1 pseudogene is annotated in these 524 nt (G+C 35.7%); it reads right to left on the bottom strand.

What is annotated here, in order from left to right:
• Positions 1–502, bottom strand: a pseudogene (locus HYG88_RS15165) (IS701 family transposase); the annotation flags it as partial.
• Positions 503–524 lie beyond the last annotated feature (22 nt).

Raw genomic sequence — 524 nt, forward strand, 5'->3', positions numbered from 1 at the left:
CAGTCGATGAATACCAACTATCACCTGTAATAAATTGAATCTTTGCACCCCAACTAAGTACTTCACTTAACATATCCATAAAGTAATCATTCTTGGTTTTACCCTCAGATTTGTCATAAATTCGGAAATTAATTGGAATATTTTGACCATTCTGATCTGTCGCATACAGGGTAATGAGATTAATCCCCTTGACGGATCGGTGGTGTTTGCCTGACCAAAAATAGCTAACCAAGTCCATATGTTGACTATATGGTTTATCTAAAACAGTATCATCAATACTGACTATAAGTTTATTATTATCAATATGTTGAATTGCTTCTTGATATAGGTCGTGAGGTGTGTAGTCTTCACGCTCCAGAAAGCGATTTACACTATCATGCGAGATATTATAAGTCTCGGCAAGTTGTGTGCAGCTAATAGAGTTCGGTTCTGTCATGAGAAAGCCCATATAAATGGGTAATGTACAAGTTGCTGTAGAAGCATGTTTAGTTCGTCTGATCACAGATACTTTATAAACTATTTTA

Origin of the sequence: Acinetobacter sp. SwsAc4 (assembly GCF_013391535.1) — a bacterium.
Classification (GTDB): domain Bacteria; phylum Pseudomonadota; class Gammaproteobacteria; order Pseudomonadales; family Moraxellaceae; genus Acinetobacter.